This is a genomic window from Klebsiella sp. WP4-W18-ESBL-05 (assembly GCF_014169075.1).
Taxonomy (GTDB): Bacteria; Pseudomonadota; Gammaproteobacteria; order Enterobacterales; family Enterobacteriaceae; genus Kluyvera; species Kluyvera ascorbata_B.
Genome location: NZ_AP022057.1, coordinates 164775 through 180836, shown reverse-complemented (window position 1 = coordinate 180836; position 16062 = coordinate 164775). Strand labels below are relative to the sequence as shown.

Here is a 16062-nt window from a genome sequence, read left to right as displayed (position 1 = left end):
AGCGTGAAAGGTAGCGTGATGATCTTACCAAAGCATAGATATTATTCGCTTGAAAAAGTAGCCAAAATCACTAAGTGCGAAGTGTCTGATTTAATACATTTTGCTTCAATAGGCTTATTACAGTTTTGTATTAAGATGCCTCATATTGAATTTCTATTCGATAGCTCGCCAAAAAATGAGAACGAGGAAGTAAAGTTAATTAATGTTGAGTCTGATAGTATATTGCCTGTCGATTACTTAAAAGAAAAATATGATATTAAGCCTGAACCTAATGCTGATCTACACTGCCTAAGATTTAGCTATAAGTCAGATTATTTCTCTGTTACAGAGCAATATGATATGAACTCAGGAAATAAATCTATTGAAAAATGGAGTGGTTTTCTGGCGATCCCTCAAGAGTTCATCGAAGCAGAGGAGAGGTATTTATCTGATTATTGGGATGATTGGGATATAACTATCGATACTCTTGATGTGCCCAGATGCGAAAACGCAACGTTTAGAGATGGCTACGTTGCTGGACGATTTTATTTCGATGACTGGTATACTGTTCATAGTAAGGATATGTATATAACCAGTTATGAGCTTGAATTGCTATGCAATGGCGGCAAGGAAATCACATCAGAAACCGATCTTGCAACAAGAAATAGCCCCAATATTTTATCCACCTCACCACTACCAGTTAATAAAAAAGCTGAGAGACATGCTTCCAATAGAGAGGGGTTATTGAAAGCTGCTATTTATATCCTAAGTAAATATCCTGACGACTGCCGAGGGGAAAGAAAAGAAGTCAGTCCTGAAAAATGGCGGGACTGCTTACTTGAACACAAAGATGAAATTCCACCATTAATGATTACCAATGGTGATGTGATCCTTAAACATCTAAGAGCCTCAGTCAACGGGAAGGGGCAGAGTTAATTTAGTGTAAGGGTACAGTGAGCTTACTGTACCTTATGCTCTCATTTTTTAGCCGCTAACCTCATACCGTAACAACAGCTATCACAGGAGTTACGGGACATATGACAGTACACCACGCAGCGCAATCAGCATTTCCCACTACTGGATACATCCGCCGTTTTCGTATGCCGGAACTTCTGGGTGTTTCCATGCCAACCATTGACCGCTGGGTTAAGAACGGCACGCTGCCGCGCCCAGTGAAACTCACCGATAATGTGACCGCCTTTGATGCGGTAGAGATTAATAACTGGCTGGCTGAGCGCCGGGGAAAGGTGGCCTGATGGAAAAGAAAAACCGCCCCGTACAGCAGGCGGCTAACTCAGATATTCGCACGTCTGATATTACGCCGACCACCAGCCCGGTACAAGTACCTAAGCGAACCCCAAAGAAACACCGCGCCCGCGTCTATATGCTGCGCACTGGCGTAGAGGGATGGACAGAAAATGACATCCTGCGCTACTGCCGTCTTTCATCCGGGCGTAATTATGCGTCTGAACTGGAGCGCCAGCTTGATATTCAACTGGAGCGTATCGACGAGAAAAACCCGGATGGTATCGGCGCACACCTGCGCTACCGCTTTTCCTGCCGTGGCGACGTTCTCAAGGTGATCCATCTTGTGAACCATAACGCCGCCATTAATGAACATCACGGGCTATCTCAGCAGGATATTGCCGACATTCTGAACCTCTACCCGGACGCATTTAACGCCGCATAACGGAGCCGAAAACATGACTATCGAAAAAAGCCGATTCAATTCGGAGGCCGCCCCACAATCCAGCGTTAACCAGGGCGAATATAGCACTAATGACTTTGCCGCTATTGTTCCCGTTATTTCCGGTCAAATTGGCGGGCGTGAGGCCAGTATTGTTAGTGCTAAGGCACTGCATACAGCGCTTGGAGTAGGTAACGACTTTTCAACCTGGATAAAACTACGCATTGATGAATATGGCTTTAGCCTGAGTGCTGATTACGTGGTTTTTGATTCCTCAGATTTCAGGAATCAAAGTTCAAATTTTGAACAGCGTAGCCCCGGATGGGTGACAAAGCGTGGCGGCGACCGTCGCAGTAAAGATTATGGCCTTTCTTTGGGAATGGCTAAAGAACTGGCAATGGTTGAGCGAAACGAACAAGGTCGCGCCGTTCGCCGTTACTTTATTCAGTGTGAAGAAGCCCTACAGCGCAGCGTGCCAGAGATTGCCGCTCAGTATCGCCGTCAGCTCAAAGCCCGTATCGGTGCCGCCAGCCTGTTTAAACCGATGTGCGTAGCACTGGAAAGCGCCCGCGCAGAGCAGGGTAAACAGACGCAGGCTCGCCACTACAGCAATGAGAGCAACATGATCGCCCGCATTGTTTTGGGTGGCATGACGGCGAAGCAGTGGGCGCAGGCGAATAACATTACTGGCGAACCACGCGACAGCATGAACGCCGGGCAACTGGAACACCTCACCTACCTGGAGAGTACCAACATTACGCTGATTGATATGGGTATGGGATATGACCAGCGTAAAGCCGAGCTAATCCGCCTTTCTCAGCGCTGGTTAGCTAAACATCTGGGGGCTAATCATGCTTAATGCCGCCGTCCAGAATAAAGTCTTTCCCCTGGCTGGCCTGATGTATGCCTTGCGCGGGATCGCGTACGCGCATGAGGGTAAAGCTGGCATAACAGTGCCAGCTAATGCCAGCTCCTCATTTTCTCGTCGTGGTAACGAGGAGAGTTTCGAGACCAGTACGCGCACGGGACTTTTTGCACCAGTACGCGCACGCGAGGAAGGTTTTTCTGACATCACTACGCGAGGGGGAAATCATTCTACTGGCGGGAGTTTTCGGAGAAGTACGCGCGTGCGCGAAGGTGAGTTTCTGGAGTCCATAAAAAAGGGCTTGCCGACTATCGCCAACCCGGTTTATGGTTATAGCGCACCAGCAAAATCTGGTGCCGGGATTGGCGTCCTGCAATTATCCACAGCGCACAACCGCGCTAAATGCGGTTTTTTTGTGTGCGTCGCACGGCTACATCCTTCAATGGTGGGCTGGGCGAGGGCATCGAAAGATGCGCCGGTATCTGTGGAAGCCGGTACGCCAACCTCGTTCAGTTCACCACCAGCGATTGGCGTCTTTGGTGGTGATTATATACATCATTCCACAGAGGCTGCCGCTATGCTGGCTACTACCCCTACCCAAAAACCATCATCCATCTGGTTAATCGCAGCCGTTCGCCGCGATATGCCGACAATTACCGCCAAAATCTATCACATTGCTGCTGAAACTGAGCGCGAAGCCCGCCGCACGTTGGCGCGGGATCACGTCTGTTTCTTTGCAGGCCGTATCCGTCTGGAGGTGGCAGCATGAACAAAGTATCCCTGGCCGATTCAACCTGTCGTATCCAACAGGCGCAGGAAGTCCTGTCTCTCTGGCTTGAAGCGACGAATAAAAACGATAGCGGCACGGCTAACTTAATTGGCGCAATCATTTCCCTTCTGGATGGTATCCCCGAATTGATGGATTCAGCAGAGGATGAATTGGCTGGCATGGACTTAAAAGCGATGGATAAAGCATGAGCAACGTACTGACCTTTAAATCGGGAAATCCCGGCTTATTCCACGCCGAAGCCACACCACACGGCGTCAATATCATGACCCGCAACGATGCCGGGATGTATGAGCATGTTGCTCTTATCAACTACGAAAAAGCCGTAGTACGTCTGGATGCGGGTCAGTATGACAATAAGCCTGATGAAGGATTTGCCCTGCATTTTGCAGTGGCTGACGGCGGGGCGCGTGGCTGGTTCGACTTCACCGCGCAGCATAACGTCATTATGTGGCGCTGGCTGATTGCGGCCTGTTTCGTTGCCGAAATGAAGCGTGAGAACGGCACAACCTCCGTCACTGAGGCTGACGGCACAGCATCGCAGGTGGCGATTTACTCCAATGGTACAGCGGGCATTGTGGTATACCCGTTTGCTGAACGGCTGGCGATGGCGAACAACATCGAGGGCGCAATGATTGAGCGCTACGGCGTTGAGCAAGGAACAGAGAACGCCATTGTGTTCTACCGCGCCATGCTGGATGCGGAACGCGGAGAGCTGACCCCGTTCGGACGTGAAACGCTGGCAGAGCTACATGATGGATTCATTGCTGATCTGGATGAAAACGGCTGGCCTGAAATGCCAGCGGCGCACTGAGGGAGGTAACACGAATGCGTAATATCGACCTTATCCGCGAAGTGACCACCGCCGCCGCTGGTAACTGGCCTTATGTGCTGGCTGGCCTGTCTATCGACGTGCCTGATTCATCACGCCGTCATGCCCCCTGCCCTGCATGTGGCGGTACGGATCGCTTCCGGTTCGATGATAACGGGCGCGGCAGCTTTATCTGTAACCAGTGCGGCGCGGGCGACGGGCTGGATTTAATCAAGAGGGTTAACAACTGCGACACCACGGAGGCGGCGAGGCTTGCCGCTGATGTGCTGGGTATTGATTACCGGGCAGCGGAAACCGACCAGACGGCAGCGAGCCAGAGAAGGGAGCAACTGGAAGCTGACCGCCAGCAGCGCGAGCAGGAGCGCCAGCAACAGGCCGCAGAGGACGCAGAGCAGCGAAGGGCTACGTTTGCCCGTCTGTATACCGGAATGCGCCAGAACGTCACACAGGGCGAATCTGATTACCTGCAATCAAAAGGGCTGACCGGGTTCAATTACCCGCTAATGCCCGATGGTTCGTTATTGCTGGAGCTGGTGGATGAATCCGGCGCAGTCACAGCCGCGCAGACCATCACCCCGCAGGGAGAAAAGCGACTTCTGACAGGTTCGGCAAAGCGCGGGGCATATCACGCCGTAAACGCACCGGAACAGCCGCAGGAGGTGATTATTGCTGAGGGGCTGGCTACCGCCCTGTCCGTTCACCAGATGCGGCCTGACGCGCTCACAGTGGCGGCAATTGACGCCGGGAACCTGATCCACGTTGCCGAAGTGATGCGCCGTAAACACCCGAAGGCGCAAATTATTATCGCCGCAGACAACGACTACCACCAAAACGGAGAAACCAATACAGGGAGGGAGGCCGCAGAGAAAGCCGCCTTATCCGTGGCTGGATGGGTGGCGCTGCCGCCGACAGACTATAAAGCCGACTGGAACGACCACCACCAGCAAAACGGGCTGGAAGTCGCTACGGCTGCGTTTAACGATTCGATGTACCAGATTCAGGGGGAAGCCGTGAAACCACAGCTACAGGCCATTGAGGGCGGTAAGAAACGCCGCAGCGCAGAGTCCGGGGATATTTCACAGATGGCAGCCAGCCAGAAAGCACGGTTACTGTCTTCAGGCTGGGATATGCTGGCAGTCAATCCAGAGAGCGGCGGCGTTTATTGTTATGAGTCTGGCGTATGGGTGAAGCTACCAGACAGCGAATTAGAAAGGGTTATGGTGGCAATTTTCGACGAGCACGAAGCCCACTACACCGAAAAGGGGATTAAATCGGTTGTCGCAACCATGAAACTGCAAATCCCGGTAATTGGTGAGCGGCGCGGGGATCTGATTGGTTTTGATAACGGTGTTTATGATCTCGCCACACAGACGTTTTCCGCCCATTCGCCGGGTAACTGGCTGATGAACCACAATGGGATCACCTACACCCCGCCAGCGCCGGGGGAGAATATTTCCACCAGCGCCCCCAATTTTACCCGTTGGCTGAATCATGCAACGGCTGGCGACCATCTTAAGGCCGAGCGTATCAAAGCAGCCTTGTTTATGGTGCTGGCGAAGCGTCACGACTGGCAGCTATTCATTGAGGTAACTGGCGAGGGCGGCAGTGGGAAATCCGTATTCAGCAGCATAGCAACCACGCTGGCAGGTGAACACAACGCCGCCAGCGGTAGCATGATGACGCTGGACACCGCACGGGGACGGGCGCAGTTCGTAGGAAAAAGCCTGATTATTATGCCTGACCAGACCCGCTATGTTGGAGAGGGTGCGGGGATTAAGGCCATTACGGGCGGCGATCCGGTAGAGATTGATGGGAAATATGAAAAGCAGTTCACAACCGTGCTTAATGCCGTTGTTATGGCAACCAATAACGAGCCGATGACATTCACGGAGCGAAACGGGGGCATTGCCCGCCGCCGCGTGATATTCCCGTTTAATAACCCGGTATCAGACGCAGACAAAGACCCGGATTTAACCGCAAAAATCAGGCGAGAAATCCCGGTGATTATCCGCCACCTGCTAACCACCTTTGCCGACCAGAACAAAGCAAAGTCACTATTACTTGAGCAGCGCGATTCTCAGGAGGCGCTAGACGTTAAACGCGGCACAGATCCGGTTATCGATATGTGTGCGGCACTTTTTTTCATGAACGAACCCAAAGGCATGATGATGGGCGGAGGTACATGGGCAGGCCAGCCAGAGCCGAGGACGTATCTTTATCATCTTTACCTGGCGTTTATGGAGTATCACGGTCTGGGTAAACCGCTTTCCGTCAATAAGTTTTCACGCGCCATAAAATCAGCAGCAAAAGAGTACCGAGCCAGCTACCTGACGAGAAGCATTAACGGCAGAGCGCAAACCAACGTGGGCTATAACGAGATGGCTGAGGAGTTCATTCCCCGTGCTTACGGTGTGGAGAGCGGGCAGAGTGATGATTGAAACTTTTACGGCAGCACTTATCCCTACTGCCCTACTAAAAACGAGACGAGGCCAGACGTAGCAAGGATTTAAACTAGGTAGGGATATATATTTTTATCCCTACTTATCCCTACATATCCCTACCAAATAAAACAGGCAGTAAAATGCCGTTGAAGTGATTTAGTAGGGATAAGTAGGGTTATGTAGGGCAACAAAATTGAATGCCTACCAGTCTGAAAGCCTTGCCATTCGTGGCCTGAGCCAGTTAGTAGGGATTGGTAGGGATATTACACCCCCAAAAAGATTCTATGGGGGGTAGCTTAAAACGAAGGTGGGCAATGAATACAGAAACCAGCCAGAAAATGACCTATCAGGAGCGTGAAGCATTGAAGGGGTTTACTGACAAACGCGCATTACAGGGCGACACCCAAAGCCTGCAAATGACCTTGAGGATGATCGCCCACTGGATGAGGCAGCCAGCAGAAATTGGATTTACAGAATATGCAACACACTGGACGGCAGCACAGGCCGGACGTGATGACGGGAATCACTCGACCGCAGCAATGGCGGAGCAGTGGCCTTTAAGGGAAGAAATGAAAATTAGCCCCGGAGGTAGTGACTACATGAGGAAATATCTATGACAGCACAAATTTCAGCATACGGGCGGCTGGTGGCAGATCCCCAGACCAGAACGACGAACAGCGGAACCAGCATGGCAATGGGGCGTTTAGCGGTGGCACTCCCCTGCCATGCAGTAGAGGGCGGAGAGGTTACTTTCTGGCTGGGCGTGGTGGCATTCGGCAAACAGGCCGACGCACTGGCAGAACACGTTAAAGGCGATTTAGTCAGTGTTGCCGGAACAATGCAGGTCAATCAGTGGACGGGCAAGGATGGAGGAACGCAGCAGGGGTATCAGGTAGTAGCCGACAGCGTGATCAGTGCGAGGACAGCAAGGCCGGGCGGAAAGCGTGGCGCGTCAGCTAGCAAAAATGAAGTCAACAAAGGCCATACCACGCAACCCGCGCCGGGATGGGAAATATATAACACCCCTGATGATTTTGACCAGCGCCAGCCATTCGACGATGAAGCGCCATTCTGAGGGAGAAAAGCATGGTAAAGGACAGCAAAGCCGAGGCTCTGGAAGCGAAGGGGCTGTATCGCAGGGCAGCTACACGCTGGCAGGAAGTCATGATGATTTGTGCTGAGGACGATGATCGGGAATGGGTAAAGCAGCGCCGTGATACGTGTCTGACGAACGTGAAGCGCCCACCAGTGAAAACCGATGATTACGGCGATCTGCATAAAGCAGTCACTGAGACACAACACCGCATGGGGATAGCGCAACCAAACGGCAATGCCTTCCGATTAAATGGTGGTAAGAAGCAACGACAGCCCACCAGCGGGGGCGATGGTTCGAAGTAACGTTCGCACCAGAACGGATGTAAATCCTGGACTGTCCTGGACGGATCTTAAACCCTCGTAGCGCTAAACCCGCGCCAGTTGCGGGCTGGAAGCCAGAATGTGATTTAGATTGTCCAAAATATTCTGGTTCGCGCCACTGGTTCGCAGTACGCAGTCAGGTACGCGGCAAAACTGCGCATTTAACGTGCGTACCACCTGACGAATGCTAACGGTGGCATTGCGTACAGAAATTGCGAATTCGCAGTAATTTGTAAGCGCGAATTGCGCATTCGCAAAATGGTGGAGAGGCTTGATATTTCTGGCTTGGGCGCTATCCGTTCGCAGTAGATGGCGGAAGTTAGATATACAGTTTTATTAAGGTATTGTTAGGGTTTGTTAAGGTTTTTGCGCACAAAAATGCGCACAGTGAGCCGTTAAATGAAAAAAAATAGCCAACAATCAAGATCGGGATGGGGTGGCAAGCGGAAAGGCGCAGGCGCACCATTGGGCAATAATAATGCCGTCAAGCATGGCGAACGCAGTCGGCGGGCATTCTTCCCATTTGAGGGGGGCGAGGCGCTTTCTCCGCTGGTGCGAAATCGTGCAAGAAACCTCATGCTGGCTGAGAGATACGGGCTATTACTGGCGAATAATCCGACGCCGGGAACAGAAGAATGGCGCGAGATGACATTGATTAACGGATTCATGGGGCTACATGCCGACAGAATCGCACGGCTTGAGCTGAGTTTAGCGAGATCCGTTTCAATGCAAGCAAGGCGGGATCTGCGAAGGGTTAAAAAAAGCGGCGCATGTTAGCAATCCGTATAGTCACCGATGTTGAAATACTGGACTGTTCAGGACAGAACCAAAGCCCATATGAGGCGAGACCCGCGCCAGTAGTGGACAGAATCACGGGCGTGATTGAGCGTAAGACGGGGAAAGCAGCCAGAGGCATTGGCCTGACTCTGTAAAAGCAAAACGCCCGCACGGGCGTCAGGGAACGGGATAGACTTCTGCGACAATTTGCATTCGCCGCCAATATAGCAAGCCGTCCACATCAAGCAATAAACTATCACCGGGAGGGGGAGGCCAAATCTCTGCAACCCTGAGCCTTAAGGACTGCCCGCCTCATCGAATGTTTATACCCGCGAAAAATAAAATTTAATCCGGGCGTGTTTCATCCTTCCAGATGGGTATGACGTATGACACCACGCGAAATAGCTTTATTGACCACCGCCAAACTGGAGCACGAAGGCCACCAGCTAACCCCGGCAGATCAACGGGAGATAGAACGCTCAGTTAATGCCGATATAGCCCGGCGTGACAAATTCCGCGAAATGATGCGATCACCTGCCTACCAGTGGAAGAAGCCAGCGCCGCGCAGGTAGATATGGGATTATTCCACATGTAACTTATGCGTATTAAGCAAATTTCCTTTATTCACCTTTACAGAATTGTGAGTACGTCAGTATCGTTATCCTTCCGATTCGCATTTATTCAGGATTTGCATGTACCAGCTAAAGATAACCATCCGAGACAGCAAGCCACCTATATGGCGGCGTGTGCTGGTTCCAGAGCAAATCCCCTTTAGTGAACTTCACGCGGTGATCCAGTTGGCTTTTGGCTGGAATGACGAACACCTGTATATGTTCGAGAAAGGGCGTAAAGGTGATCCCGGTAGCGAGTATCGCGTATGGGGTGAGGATGAAAGCATGGGTAATGCGGCAATCACGCCACTATGGGCGGCGATCCAGAATGATGGTGACAAGCTGGTTTACACGTATGACTTTGGCGACTGGTGGGATTGCGTCATTGTGCTGGAGAAGCAAACACACGATACGAGTAATCAGCCCATTAGCTGCCTGCGTGGGAAAGGCACCACCCCGGCGGAAAACTCAGGCGGCTTGCATGGATACAATGAATTGCTCTTACAGGCCAGAGATTCTGATAATCCTCAACAGGCCGAGATCCACAATTTCCTGATGCTGGATATTGAGCGCCGGGTTTACGACCTGAGCAGCATCAACGATAGATTGCAGGCTCTTAACTGACCCGCATATATTCGCCTGATATTGCGTTATCAGCGCCGCCATTATCGCGCACAACGGCACATTGACCGGGTAAACCGTAGCGCACGACCGTTGCGTTAGTTTCACCGCCACGCTTTACCTGCCGCGATTCATACACTGTCACACGTTCCAGTAGCCCCCCGGCAACCATGCTTTCAAGAGTTCGCCGGGTGGATTCGAGCTGGTGGCGCTTATCGAACGACCCCATGCCGTGAAGCAGGTACGCCACGCCCGACACATCGAACGGAGGAGCGCCAATCTCACCCGTCACCCAATCGAGGCTATCCGGCTCAAAGTAACTGAGTATCTCTTTTTTGCGGCTGGTCATTCTCATGGCTGGCTGATTCCTTATTGTGGGATAGAGGTATCATACAATAAGGCGCAAAAGATAAGAGGCCAGAACAGCAAGCATAAGAGCATAAAATGAGCAGTAAAAGGCAGCACCTCAAAATGCCGTGTACACATGGGTGTACCTACTGAGAAAACGCATTATATGAAATCCAGTAACCATGGGCATTTAAAGCCACTACTCAATAAACAGATTCAATATCGAATAAAAGCAGACGGTTAAACTGAAACACCATGCCCGCCACGTTGCGGGCATTTTTATATCAGGTAGTTTCTTTTTTTTCACCGTCATTGCATGATGAGCCACCCTTCCAGGAAGGGCGATTATGGAAAAGATACGATATTGCAGAACGGTATTGCTCAGATAATTTCGCCGCACCTTTATCCCTTTAGATAATGGGCTTATCTGTTTTTACGCCCTGATATCGATCTAATTATATCTTAAGCATTGGTCGCTAAACTGGCCGCCTTTACTGCAAATAAAGTTAAACTTATGCAATTCACGACTACTCAGAGTACGCCAGCTTTCAGTTGGAAAGCCCTTGGCTGGGCCGTATTGTATTTTTGCTTCTTTTCTACCGCCTTACAGGTTGTCATCTATGCCACAGGCTACAGCGGTTCCACCGGCCTGAGAGATTCCATTCTCTTTAGCCTGTTATGGCTGGCGCCGGTATTCCTCTTCCCGAATAAAACCCGCCTTATTGGTGCGGTTATTGGCGTCGTACTGTGGGCCGCATCACTTGCCGCAATCAGCTATTACGTCATTTATGGGCAGGAGTTCTCGCAAAGCGTTTTATTTGTGATGTTTGAAACCAACACCAATGAAGCCGGAGAATTCTTCAGCCAGTATTTCAGCCTCAAGATTGTGCTGGTTGCGCTGGTGTATACGGCGGCTGCCATTTTGCTTTGGACACGTCTGCGCCCGGTGTACATCCCAACGCCCTGGCGCTGGCTGGTCTCCTTTGCACTGGTGTATGGTCTGATTCTGAACCCCATTGTTAACGGGGTCGTGATGAAAGATAAGCCCCTTGCCGACGTTCTGGACGGCGTATCAACGCGTCTGGCACCTGCTGCACCGTGGCAATTTATTACCGGCTACTATCAGTATCGCCATCAGTTGAATAGCCTGACGCAGTTGCTGAACGACAACCACGCTCTGCCGCCGCTGGAAAATTTAAAAGACAGCACCGGCGATGCGCCGCGTACGCTGGTATTGGTGATTGGCGAATCAACACAGCGTGGCCATATGAGCCTTTACGGCTATCCTCGTGAAACCACGCCGGAGCTGGATGCGCTGCATAAATCAGATCCGAACTTCACAGTCTTCAATGACGTCGTGACGTCTCGTCCTTATACCATTGAGATTCTGCAACAGGCACTGACCTTCGCTAACGAGCAGAACCCGGATCTGTACCTGACTAAACCGTCGCTGATGAACCTGATGAAACAAGCGGGCTATAAGACCTTCTGGATCACCAACCAGCAGACGATGACCTCGCGCAATACCATGCTGACGGTCTTCTCACGGCAGACGGATCAGCAGTTCTACATGAACCAGCAGCGTACCCAGAGCGCCCGCGAATACGATACCAACGTCCTGGCACCGTTCAAGCAGGTACTGGCCGACCCGGCACCGAAGAAGTTTATTATCGTTCACCTGCTGGGCACGCATATTAACTACGAGTACCGCTACCCTGAAAGCTGGAACAAGTTCGCGGGTCGAACTGACGGCATGCCGGCTGGGTTGAGTAAGGATCAGCAAGATACCTACAACAACTACGACAACGCCAACTTGTATAATGACTTTGTCGTTTCCAGCCTGATTAAGGACTACAAGGCGACAGATCCAAACGGCTTCCTGCTGTACTTCTCCGATCACGGGGAAGAGGTTTACGACACGCCGCCGCATAAAACGCAGGGTCGTAATGAGCAAGATCCTACGCGCCACATGTACACCATTCCGTTCCTGCTGTGGACATCAGAAAAGTGGCATGCCGCGCACCCGCGTGATTTCTCACAGGACGTCAACCGCAAATACAGCAGTTCAGAGCTGATCCACACCTGGTCCGATCTGGCCGGTCTGAGCTACGACGGTTTTGATCCAACCCGCGCGCTGACCAGCCCGCAATTTGTAGAAAGCACCCGCTGGATTGGCAACCCTTACAACAAGAAAGCGTTGACGGATTACGACAAGCTGCCGTACGGCGAGCAAACCGGTAATCAGTAATCTTCATTCAGGCCACTTCAACAGAAGTGGCCTTTTCATCTCGCCGGCGTAATGGAGACTTATATTTTCTAATGATGAAAATCATCATCTAAGAACACAAAACCCCATACCACAACGCCAATTAAGCCAGCATAAATTAGTTTTACTAATCTAAATCAACTCACCTTAGAAAATCTCAATCGTGACCAAGCGCACAAATCGCTACTCTCCGCTCGTTCATTTTGGGAGCCTCTATGTTACTGCATATCCTTTATTTGATTGGCATCACCGCCGAAGCCATGACCGGCGCACTGGCTGCCGGACGTCGCCGCATGGACACGTTTGGCGTCATTATCATTGCCACAGCCACCGCTCTGGGCGGCGGGTCGGTACGCGATATGCTGCTGGGGCACTATCCGCTCGGCTGGGTACAACACCCTGAATACATCATCATCGTTGCCGTCGCCGCGGTGCTCACCACTATCGTCGCGCCAGTGATGCCGCACCTGCGCCGCCTGTTCCTGGTGCTCGACGCCGTCGGGCTGATTGTCTTTTCGATCATTGGGGCGCAAATCGCGCTGGATATGGGCGAAGGCCCGATTATCGCCGTGATTGCCGCCGTTGTTACCGGCGTATTCGGTGGCGTACTGCGCGATATGTTCTGCAAGCGTATCCCGCTGGTGTTCCAGAAAGAGCTCTATGCGGGCATTTCCTTCGCCGCCGCCGTGCTCTACGTGGCGCTACAGCATTATGTCAGCAACCACGACGTGGTGGTGATTTCTACGCTTCTGTTCGGCTTTACCGCCCGTATGCTGGCGCTGAGATTACGTCTTGGCCTACCGGTATTTTACTACCGGCACGAACCACACTAATCAAACCCCGCTACGCCCAGCGCACGCAGTTTCGCCGCCAGCGACACGATGGTGGGATGATGAAGAAAAGCCACCAGGCTACGCGCTTTCTCCCAGCCAACGCCGGGTAGCGTTTGCCAGCTCAGTTCATCCCGCGCGATGAGCTGCCGCCATGAGGCGTCGCCAGACGCCCTGAGCGCCGCCTCAGGCAACGGTACACCCAGCGCCCTCACCCACTGGCGAAAGGGCTGGCGACGAGCCATATCAAAACGGTGCCACAGCATACCGGCACGTTCCGGCGTCATTCCCGGCGTCGCCTTGAGCTCCGCAACCGTCAGCTCAAGCCATGAAAACAGGTGGCTGAACGGCTGCGCTATCATCAGCCGACGCCATGCCGACTCGCCCATCCCTGGGAAATTAAGCGCCTGTGGAGAAGACAGCCAGCCCAGGCGAGCGAGAAACTGCGCTCGGCAGCTGTCCGTCAGGAAATAACAGGTTAGCGAATGATATTCCCCCGTCGGCGGCTCGGGTTTGGTGCGATCCAGCCCGCGCCAGACCACGCGATCCAGCCGTGGAATGCCCTGCCCGGCCAGACTGACCAGCAGTTGATCGCCGACGGTGAAATCGAGGCCTCGCCAGCGCGATACCGAACCCACATTCACCCTCCGTACCCATTTATCATCCAGCAGCACCGGTTCCAGCGTTGCCACTACCGAGACTTTCCCGCTGCGCCCAATGGCAAAGCGGATGCCGTTAACCTGCGCGACCTGGCCAACCGGCGAGTATTTCCACGCCGCGACCCAACTCCCCTTTGTGGGCTGCCATTGAACGCCGGCCGGCTCTTTGTCCGTGCGCAGTACAATACCGTCGGTAGCGAACGGCAGCGGCGTGGTTACCCAGCGTGCACGCCAGTCCACCGCGTCCTGAGCGCGGGCAAGGGGATGAGAATAACGCTGAGCTAGTTCGAATCCGGACTCGGCCAGCAACCTCAGGCGCTCGGACATCGCCGTGGGGCCGTCTGGCCACGCCCAGATAAACAGCGACAGCATGGAAAGTGGCGTATCCTGCCCACGGCGCATCAGCAAACCGGCGACCTTCGCGCGCGCGTTCATCCCGCCCATTTGTTGCTGCACATGCCCTTCGGCGCGTAAAAATATCTCGCCCTGTAAAACGCTGTTTGCCAGCGCCCCTTGAACCCGCTTCGGTAACGATGGGATACGCCTGGCCTGCGGCGTCCAGTCCTCACCCGCCAGACCGTCTCCCCGGCTGATGGCCTGATATAGCAGCCCATCGCGATAAACCAGCGTCACCGCCACGCCGTCGACCTTAGGCTGCACCCACAGCCCCGTTTTACCCTGCATCCACTGCTTTACCGCACGCTCATCGGCCAGCTTACGCACGCCCGTATGGGCAACGGGGTGTCTCAGCGTTCCGTTCAACGGCGATAGCGTGCCGCTTTCCGGTGGCCCTGCGCCAAAACAGCGCTGCCACTGCGCCAGACGCGCCGCAAGCTGATCGTAAACGTCGTCGCTTACCTCACTGGCGCCTTGCCACCAGTATGCCTCGTTCCAGCGCGCAATTTGCCCCTGTAGCAGGGCGATTTCCTGCCCGGCTCGCGCGGGCGACCAGGCGGGACAGACGGCCTGCGCCGGTCCCATTAACAGCATAACCAGACCCATAATCCATGGCTTCATATGTGTTCTCCGTCGATACGAACGCGCCGTTTGTAGCGCAGCCGTTTTCAGGGAGCGAGCGTCCGTGCGCCGTTTTCCGAGCAGGCTTCAGAGAAAATGGGTTTATTGCTGCAACGCAGGGATAATTCAGGAAAGCAACGCGCAAAATGAAAGAAACTGGCGCAAAAAGTGTGACAAAGGCTACGTCGTGCAGCGCCACCGTGTATAATAGGCCCGTATGTAAGTTCTCTTTCGATAATCACATACAAAAGACACACCATGGCTCAAGGCACGCTCTATATTGTTTCCGCCCCGAGTGGCGCGGGTAAATCCAGCCTGATTCAGGCTTTATTAAAAACCCAACCGTTGTACGACTCCCAGGTTTCTGTTTCACATACCACGCGCGCGCCGCGTCCGGGTGAAGTGCACGGTGAACACTATTTCTTTGTTAATCACGACGAATTCCGTTCGATGATTGGCGAAGGTGCGTTTCTGGAACACGCGGAAGTTTTTGGCAACTATTACGGCACCTCGCGTCAGGCTATCGAGCAGGTACTGGCGACCGGCGTTGATGTCTTCCTCGACATCGACTGGCAGGGCGCGCAGCAAATCCGTAAAAGCATGCCGGGCGCGCGCAGCATCTTTATTCTGCCGCCGTCTAAACTTGAGCTGGACCGTCGCCTGCGTGGCCGTGGCCAGGACAGCGAAGAAGTCATCGCAAAACGTATGGCTCAGGCAGTTGCAGAAATGAGCCATTACGCGGAATATGATTACCTTATCGTCAATGATGATTTCGATACCGCGCTGGGTGATTTTAAGACCATCCTTCGCGCTGAACGTCTGCGTATGAGCCGCCAAAAGCAGCGACATGACGCTTTAATCAGCAAATTATTGGCAGACTGAACCCACTTTCAGTATCATGCCCAGTCATTTCTTCACCTGTGGAG

General features: G+C 52.8%; 19 protein-coding genes. 17 read left to right on the top strand and 2 right to left on the bottom strand.

Translation table 11 applies throughout. The annotated features are described in order from the left end of the window. Nucleotides 1–3 precede the first annotated feature (3 nt). The 14 genes from H7R58_RS00870 to H7R58_RS00810 all read left to right on the top strand — a co-directional run bounded on the left by H7R58_RS00870 (nt 4) and on the right by H7R58_RS00810 (nt 10019). A complete protein-coding gene (locus H7R58_RS00870) occupies nt 4–915 on the top strand; it encodes a hypothetical protein (RefSeq protein ID WP_227674949.1) in 912 nt (303 codons plus the stop codon). 101 nt (nt 916–1016) lie between these two features. Next, nucleotides 1017–1235, top strand: a complete 219-nt coding sequence (locus tag H7R58_RS00865) for a helix-turn-helix transcriptional regulator (protein ID WP_047026876.1) — start codon at nt 1017–1019, stop codon at nt 1233–1235. Then, entirely contained in the window at nt 1235–1669 is a 435-nt protein-coding gene (locus H7R58_RS00860) for a hypothetical protein (protein WP_182934567.1), read from the top strand. The genes H7R58_RS00865 and H7R58_RS00860 overlap by 1 nt, the downstream gene beginning before the upstream one ends. Before the next feature lie 13 nt (nt 1670–1682). Beyond that, nucleotides 1683–2525, top strand: coding sequence for an antA/AntB antirepressor family protein (locus tag H7R58_RS00855; RefSeq protein WP_182934566.1), 843 nt, complete (start codon nt 1683–1685; stop codon nt 2523–2525). Continuing rightward, nucleotides 2518–3300, top strand: a complete 783-nt coding sequence (locus H7R58_RS00850) for a host cell division inhibitor Icd-like protein (protein ID WP_182934565.1) — start codon at nt 2518–2520, stop codon at nt 3298–3300. Before H7R58_RS00855 ends, H7R58_RS00850 begins: the two co-directional genes overlap by 8 nt. Next, nucleotides 3297–3509, top strand: coding sequence for a hypothetical protein (locus tag H7R58_RS00845; RefSeq protein WP_047026873.1), 213 nt, complete (start codon nt 3297–3299; stop codon nt 3507–3509). Before H7R58_RS00850 ends, H7R58_RS00845 begins: the two co-directional genes overlap by 4 nt. Next, the gene (locus H7R58_RS00840; RefSeq protein WP_182934564.1) at nt 3506–4132 is read left to right on the top strand and encodes a hypothetical protein; all 627 of its coding nucleotides are present in this window, start codon (nt 3506–3508) and stop codon (nt 4130–4132) included. The genes H7R58_RS00845 and H7R58_RS00840 overlap by 4 nt, the downstream gene beginning before the upstream one ends. A 14-nt stretch (nt 4133–4146) precedes the next feature. After that, nucleotides 4147–6588, top strand: a complete 2442-nt coding sequence (locus tag H7R58_RS00835) for a toprim domain-containing protein (protein WP_182934563.1) — start codon at nt 4147–4149, stop codon at nt 6586–6588. Between the two features lie 317 nt (nt 6589–6905). Beyond that, on the top strand, nt 6906–7208 hold the full coding sequence (locus H7R58_RS00830) for a hypothetical protein (RefSeq protein ID WP_053092046.1): 303 nt from the start codon (nt 6906–6908) through the stop codon (nt 7206–7208). Next, complete coding sequence (locus H7R58_RS00825) at nt 7205–7666, top strand: single-stranded DNA-binding protein (protein ID WP_182934562.1); 462 nt, start codon at nt 7205–7207, stop codon at nt 7664–7666. Before H7R58_RS00830 ends, H7R58_RS00825 begins: the two co-directional genes overlap by 4 nt. An 11-nt stretch (nt 7667–7677) precedes the next feature. Next, the gene (locus tag H7R58_RS00820) at nt 7678–7989 is read left to right on the top strand and encodes a PerC family transcriptional regulator (RefSeq protein WP_182934561.1); all 312 of its coding nucleotides are present in this window, start codon (nt 7678–7680) and stop codon (nt 7987–7989) included. Nucleotides 7990–8406: 417 nt separating this feature from the next. Further along, on the top strand, nt 8407–8784 hold the full coding sequence (locus H7R58_RS00815) for a hypothetical protein (RefSeq protein WP_060682968.1): 378 nt from the start codon (nt 8407–8409) through the stop codon (nt 8782–8784). 386 nt (nt 8785–9170) lie between these two features. Continuing rightward, entirely contained in the window at nt 9171–9356 is a 186-nt protein-coding gene (locus H7R58_RS25225; protein WP_045350893.1) for a hypothetical protein, read from the top strand. A gap of 120 nt (nt 9357–9476) precedes the next feature. Further along, entirely contained in the window at nt 9477–10019 is a 543-nt protein-coding gene (locus H7R58_RS00810; RefSeq protein ID WP_182934560.1) for a plasmid pRiA4b ORF-3 family protein, read from the top strand. Here the strand turns inward: H7R58_RS00810 and H7R58_RS00805 are convergent. Further along, nucleotides 10012–10371, bottom strand: a complete 360-nt coding sequence (locus H7R58_RS00805) for a hypothetical protein (RefSeq protein WP_100126868.1) — start codon at nt 10369–10371, stop codon at nt 10012–10014. The two genes, H7R58_RS00810 and H7R58_RS00805, sit on opposite strands and share 8 nt — an antisense overlap. A gap of 507 nt (nt 10372–10878) precedes the next feature. Between H7R58_RS00805 and H7R58_RS00800 the strand changes: the two genes are divergently transcribed. Next, entirely contained in the window at nt 10879–12612 is a 1734-nt protein-coding gene (locus H7R58_RS00800; RefSeq protein WP_182929806.1) for a phosphoethanolamine transferase CptA, read from the top strand. Between the two features lie 233 nt (nt 12613–12845). Further along, nucleotides 12846–13463: a trimeric intracellular cation channel family protein gene (locus H7R58_RS00795; protein ID WP_106924949.1), complete on the top strand. Its 618-nt coding sequence runs from the start codon at nt 12846–12848 to the stop codon at nt 13461–13463. Here the strand turns inward: H7R58_RS00795 and ligB are convergent. Beyond that, nucleotides 13460–15136: an NAD-dependent DNA ligase LigB gene (gene ligB, locus H7R58_RS00790; RefSeq protein WP_182934559.1), complete on the bottom strand. Its 1677-nt coding sequence runs from the start codon at nt 15134–15136 to the stop codon at nt 13460–13462. The genes H7R58_RS00795 and ligB overlap by 4 nt on opposite strands. 258 nt (nt 15137–15394) lie before the next feature. Here ligB and gmk point away from each other — a divergent pair, with 258 nt between their 5' ends. Next, nucleotides 15395–16018, top strand: a complete 624-nt coding sequence (gene gmk, locus H7R58_RS00785; RefSeq protein ID WP_106924947.1) for a guanylate kinase — start codon at nt 15395–15397, stop codon at nt 16016–16018. The last annotated feature ends 44 nt before the right edge of the window (nt 16019–16062 follow it).

What these genes read in the sequence shown, in the direction of transcription:
- H7R58_RS00800 (WP_182929806.1), top strand. Translation starts at nt 10,879, where the DNA reads ATGCAATTCACGACTACTCAGAGTACGCCAGCTTTCAGTTGGAAAGCC.
- H7R58_RS00795 (WP_106924949.1), top strand. Translation starts at nt 12,846, where the DNA reads ATGTTACTGCATATCCTTTATTTGATTGGCATCACCGCCGAAGCCATG.
- H7R58_RS00830 (WP_053092046.1), top strand. Translation starts at nt 6,906, where the DNA reads ATGAATACAGAAACCAGCCAGAAAATGACCTATCAGGAGCGTGAAGCA.
- H7R58_RS00815 (WP_060682968.1), top strand. Translation starts at nt 8,407, where the DNA reads ATGAAAAAAAATAGCCAACAATCAAGATCGGGATGGGGTGGCAAGCGG.
- H7R58_RS00855 (WP_182934566.1), top strand. Translation starts at nt 1,683, where the DNA reads ATGACTATCGAAAAAAGCCGATTCAATTCGGAGGCCGCCCCACAATCC.
- ligB (WP_182934559.1), bottom strand. Translation starts at nt 15,136, where the DNA reads ATGAAGCCATGGATTATGGGTCTGGTTATGCTGTTAATGGGACCGGCG.
- H7R58_RS00810 (WP_182934560.1), top strand. Translation starts at nt 9,477, where the DNA reads ATGTACCAGCTAAAGATAACCATCCGAGACAGCAAGCCACCTATATGG.
- H7R58_RS00805 (WP_100126868.1), bottom strand. Translation starts at nt 10,371, where the DNA reads ATGAGAATGACCAGCCGCAAAAAAGAGATACTCAGTTACTTTGAGCCG.
- H7R58_RS00845 (WP_047026873.1), top strand. Translation starts at nt 3,297, where the DNA reads ATGAACAAAGTATCCCTGGCCGATTCAACCTGTCGTATCCAACAGGCG.
- H7R58_RS25225 (WP_045350893.1), top strand. Translation starts at nt 9,171, where the DNA reads ATGACACCACGCGAAATAGCTTTATTGACCACCGCCAAACTGGAGCAC.
- H7R58_RS00865 (WP_047026876.1), top strand. Translation starts at nt 1,017, where the DNA reads ATGACAGTACACCACGCAGCGCAATCAGCATTTCCCACTACTGGATAC.
- H7R58_RS00820 (WP_182934561.1), top strand. Translation starts at nt 7,678, where the DNA reads ATGGTAAAGGACAGCAAAGCCGAGGCTCTGGAAGCGAAGGGGCTGTAT.
- H7R58_RS00850 (WP_182934565.1), top strand. Translation starts at nt 2,518, where the DNA reads ATGCTTAATGCCGCCGTCCAGAATAAAGTCTTTCCCCTGGCTGGCCTG.
- H7R58_RS00840 (WP_182934564.1), top strand. Translation starts at nt 3,506, where the DNA reads ATGAGCAACGTACTGACCTTTAAATCGGGAAATCCCGGCTTATTCCAC.
- gmk (WP_106924947.1), top strand. Translation starts at nt 15,395, where the DNA reads ATGGCTCAAGGCACGCTCTATATTGTTTCCGCCCCGAGTGGCGCGGGT.
- H7R58_RS00835 (WP_182934563.1), top strand. Translation starts at nt 4,147, where the DNA reads ATGCGTAATATCGACCTTATCCGCGAAGTGACCACCGCCGCCGCTGGT.
- H7R58_RS00860 (WP_182934567.1), top strand. Translation starts at nt 1,235, where the DNA reads ATGGAAAAGAAAAACCGCCCCGTACAGCAGGCGGCTAACTCAGATATT.
- H7R58_RS00825 (WP_182934562.1), top strand. Translation starts at nt 7,205, where the DNA reads ATGACAGCACAAATTTCAGCATACGGGCGGCTGGTGGCAGATCCCCAG.